At 66.4% G+C, this 3,727-nt stretch carries 4 protein-coding genes; 3 read left to right on the top strand and 1 reads right to left on the bottom strand.

Going from position 1 to position 3,727, the window contains the following annotated elements; genetic code table 11:
• The first annotated feature begins 429 nt into the window (after window positions 1-429).
• From CG471_RS29280 to CG471_RS29270, 3 genes are read left to right on the top strand one after another with little or no spacing between them, the layout of a single operon-like run.
• Entirely contained in the window at window positions 430-1,404 is a 975-nt protein-coding gene (locus CG471_RS29280) for an ABC transporter substrate-binding protein (protein WP_099234601.1), read from the top strand.
• Between the two features lie 4 nt (window positions 1,405-1,408).
• A complete protein-coding gene (locus CG471_RS29275; protein ID WP_099234600.1) occupies window positions 1,409-2,584 on the top strand; it encodes an acyl-CoA dehydrogenase family protein in 1,176 nt (391 codons plus the stop codon).
• Window positions 2,585-2,588: 4 nt separating this feature from the next.
• Window positions 2,589-3,533, top strand: coding sequence for an NAD(P)-dependent oxidoreductase (locus CG471_RS29270; protein ID WP_099234599.1), 945 nt, complete (start codon window positions 2,589-2,591; stop codon window positions 3,531-3,533).
• A gap of 34 nt (window positions 3,534-3,567) precedes the next feature.
• Here CG471_RS29270 and CG471_RS29265 read toward each other — a convergent pair.
• Window positions 3,568-3,727 (bottom strand): transposase (locus CG471_RS29265; RefSeq protein WP_143560160.1); only part of this gene is annotated, 160 nt, incomplete at its 5' end.

Here is a 3,727-nt window from a genome sequence, read left to right as displayed (position 1 = left end):
GCCTCGTGATCCAGCACCATGCGCACCGCCCGTGCGCGAACCTCAGGTGCAAACTTGTTCGTCGCTTTGCTCATATCGGCTCCACTTACTCAGAAGTTGGAGCCTCCGGCAAACCCGGCGCGGTTCAAACCGCCGCAGCCACTCCTGCAACGCTACCTTCACCAGCCGGCGCAGCCCTGCGAAGGTCAAGGCTTTCTAATAAGCGGCCCAGCAAAGCTTGACAGACATATCTCTACTTAATTGGCAGATAAAGTCCTCTCATATCAGACGAGGACTTGGATATCATGGCGTGGACGCAGCGGTGGACGGATAGGCTGGCCCGGTTCAGGGCGGCGGCCCGGCGCGAATTGCTGCGCGATCCGACGGTAATCCTGTTCGAACGTGATCCCAGCGCAGCAAGTGTGCGAGAAACGGCCGGCGGTCGCTGAGATGTTGTCCAGACGCAATCTGCTGGGCGCGGCCGCGGGCAGCCTGCTGCTCACCGCCTGTGGCACCGCTGGCAAGGGCCGGCCCAAATTGCGGGTGTCGATCACCGGCAAGGGCGATGGCGACACCCGCCTGCTGTTCAAGGCGGCGGGCATCCAGCCCAAGGGCTTTGACCTTGTCTATAGCGAGTTCCAGTCCGGCCACCTCGTGGTCGAGGCGCTCAATGGCGGATCGCTCGACTATGGCGGGATGAGCGAGATCCCGCCGATCTTCGCCGCCGCATCGACCATCCAGAGCTTCCGCCAGATCGCGGTCGCCCATGGCGACGTCAATAACCAGGTCGTGCTGGTTCCGAAGGGATCGAAGGCGCGCTCCATCGCCGACCTCAAGGGCAAGCGCGTCGGCTATGTCCGCGCCACCACCGCCCAATATTTCCTGATCCGGATGCTGGAGGAGGTCGGCCTGAGCTGGGACGACATCACCCCGGTCGCGATGGGCGTGTCGGATGGCGCCGCCGCCTTCTCGCAAGGGGCGCTCGATGCCTGGGCGATCTATGGCTTTCCGATCCAGCGCGCGATCGCGACCGAGGGGGCGCGGATCTTGCGCACCGCTTATGGTATCCTGTCAGGCAACTATCTCGTCTCCGCCCATGTCGATGCGCTGGCCGATCCCGACAAGGCGGCCATCATCCGCGAATATCTGGCACTGGTGCAGCAGGGCTTTGGCTGGGCGGCGGCACATCAGGACGAGTGGGCCGGCATCGTCGCCCAGGATATCGGCGTGCCGCGCGACTATGTGCTCGATCAGTTCCGCCGCAAGAGCGCGACCTATGAACTGCGCCCGGTCACGCCCGAGGCGATCGGATCGCAGCAACAGGTCGCCGATGTCTTCTTCAAGGCCGGGCTGGTTCCCAAGCGGGTGGACGTCCGCCCGCTCTGGGATGCCCGCTTCAACGACGCCATTCCCAAGAGAGGCTGATATCATGGCGACCCAGGCAATTTCCGTGCAGCCGCAGCCGCCCGAAGGGCCGGTGCCCGCCGACCAGCTCGACCGGCTGACCCGGTTGCTCGCGGCCAATGCGGAGCAATATGACCGCAGCGCCGAATTCCCGCGCGCCAACTTCGACATATTGGCGCAACAGGGCCTAATCGCGCTGACCGTGCCGCGCGCGCATGGCGGGCGGGGCGCGTCGGTTTCCGAAGCGCTGCGGGTGCTGGCGGCGGTGGCGAAGGGCGATCCCTCGACCGCGCTGATCCTGTTCATGACCTATCATTATCATGCGACGCCCAACCGGGCGCGCGGCTGGCCGGCGGACATCTATGAGACGCTGGCGCGCGATGCGGTGGCGGGGCGAGGGTTGATCGGCGGGCTGCGGGTCGAGCCGGAACTGGGCACGCCCGTGCGCGGTGGCCTACCTGCCACGATCGCGCGGCGCACGGCCCATGGCTGGGCGATCAGCGGCACGAAGATCTACTCGACCGGATCGACTGGCCTCGACTGGTATTCGGTCTGGGCGAAGACCGATGAGGAAAGCCCACGCGTCGGCAATTTCCTGGTCCGGGCCGGCAGTCCGGGGGTGGATATCGAGCCGGCCTGGGATCATCTGGGGATGCGCGCCACCGTTAGTCATGCCGTCCATTTCACCGATACGCCGACGCCGGCCGACCATGCGGTCGACATTCGCCGGCCAGAGGAGTGGGGCGCGCCCGATCCGGTCCAGACGCTGTGGAATGCGCTCTCCATCTCGGTCATCTATGACGGGGTGGCGCGCGCCGCGCGCGACTGGCTGCGCGCCTATCTCAACGACCGGGTGCCGAGCAATTTGGGCGCATCGCTCGCCACTCTGCCGCGCGTCCAGGAGAAGTTCGGGGAGATCGAGGCGCTGTTGCAGGTCAACCGCACGCTGGTCCGCGACGCCGCCGCGCGGATCGACGCGGGCGATCCGCCGCCGGCGGTCGAGGCCAATGCGATCAAATATGTCGCCACCGCCAACGCCATCCGCGCGGTCGAGATCGGGCTGGAGCTGACCGGCAATCCCGGCATCAGCCGCCATAATCCGCTGGAGCGCCATTATCGCGACGTGCTGTGCAGCCGTATCCATTCGCCGCAGACCGACACCATCCTGATTGCCGCCGGTCGCGCGGCGCTGGGGAATTGAGCCCATGTCCCTGATCATCGCCAGCCAGATGGAGCCGGATTTCAACCGGAGCCTTGCCCGTCACCCGTCCGCCCCCGTGCTGATCGACGTTGCCGAGGACGCGCCCTGGAGCGCTGCCGACGAGGCCGACATATTGCTGATCCGCCCGTCTCCGGCCTGGCGCGCGCCGGAGGTGCGCCGCCCCGCACCCTGGCCGGGGCGCCTGAAATGGGTCTACAGCGCCTCGGTCGGCGTCGATTTCTATCCCGACTGGCTGCTCGACGCGCCGCTCGTCACCTGCGGTCGGGGCGTCGCGTCGGAGGAGATCGCCGATTATGCGATCGCCGCCATTTATGCCCATGCCAAGAATCTGGATGCCGTCACCGTCCGTTCGCGGGCGCAATGGGGACCGGCGCAGCTGGGGCGGGTGTCGGGCACGACCATCGGCATCATCGGCATGGGCGCGATCGGCGCGGCGGTCGCACGACGCGGCCTGGCGCTGGGGGCGCAGGTGATCGGCGTGCGGCGATCCGGCGCGCAGCCCAGCGTGCCGGGCGTGCAACTGGTCGGCGATGTCGGCACTTTGGTGGAGGAGGCGGATCATATCCTGCTCGCCGTGCCCGCCACTGCCCAGACCCGCCATCTGGTCGATGATACGCTGCTGGCGCGGGTGCGGCCAGGCGCGCACCTCATCAACGTCGCGCGCGGATCGGTGGTCGATCAGGCGGCTCTCGTGCGGGCGCTGGATGATGGCCGGCTGGGCTTTGCGACGCTGGACGTCACCGACCCCGAACCGCTGCCCGAGGGGCATGTCCTCTACACCCATCCCAGGGTGCGGCTGACCCCGCATATTTCCAGCAATTACCAGCTTGTGCGGCATCGCCTGCTGGAAAAGATCCAGGACGATCTGACCCGCTTCGTCCGGGGGGAGGCGCCGTCCGACATCGTCGATCCGGCGCGCGGTTACTGACGTCTGGATGACCGGGCACTAGCGCGTAGACTCATTACGCACTGCACCAGATGCGCACGCAGATGAGCTTGATGGCTGCGAGGAAGTTGGCAGGGTCTTTGTCATAGCGGGTGGCGATGCCACGGAACTGCTTGATGCGGTTGAAGAATCGTTCGACGAGGTTTCGCTGTTTGTAGAGCCACGGCGAGAAGGCG

This window comes from Sphingobium sp. IP1, from assembly GCF_002708645.1.
In the GTDB taxonomy this organism is placed as follows: domain Bacteria; phylum Pseudomonadota; class Alphaproteobacteria; order Sphingomonadales; family Sphingomonadaceae; genus Sphingobium; species Sphingobium yanoikuyae.
Note: the sequence above shows the minus strand (reverse complement) of the source record. Positions and strands in the feature narration are given on the sequence as shown.